The 408-nt window shown below is 46.3% G+C and carries 1 protein-coding gene; it reads right to left on the reverse strand.

What is annotated here, in order from left to right:
* Window positions 1–147: 147 nt before the first annotated feature.
* On the reverse strand, window positions 148–408 hold a 261-nt coding region (locus NE664_14870; GenBank protein MCQ4727918.1), incomplete at its 5' end, for a hypothetical protein.

The following is a 408-nucleotide window of genomic DNA, read 5'->3' on the forward strand; positions in this document are numbered from 1 at the left end:
TAATCGAAAGAAAAGAGAGAGGAGGACCTGCGATGAAACGCGGCTATTCATTCTTTATACAAACACAGATCATACAGTCACAAAATATCATACAGCTGCATACAGATGATATCATACGGTTTCAACCAACAGCCAGCCGGCTGAGTCTTAAACTGGTCCATCCTGATCGTCCGCCAATGAGAGGTGAACGAACTGCCTGATGTGTAGCCGGAGGAATGTGAAGCGTCCGGGACGGACGATACAGGAATTCAGGCAATGCACAGGGGTTACAGGAAGTATTTGACATCCTGCCGCTTGTAATAAGCGGATTTTAGCGACAGGATCAGAGAAAGAGACAATGACAGGAATAGGAAAGATGTTGGAAGAGCCGGGAGGCTCTTTTTTTAGTTCAGGAGGGATGACAATGAG

This window comes from Anaerotignum faecicola (genome assembly GCA_024460105.1).
In the GTDB taxonomy this organism is placed as follows: Bacteria; Bacillota; Clostridia; order Lachnospirales; family Anaerotignaceae; genus JANFXS01.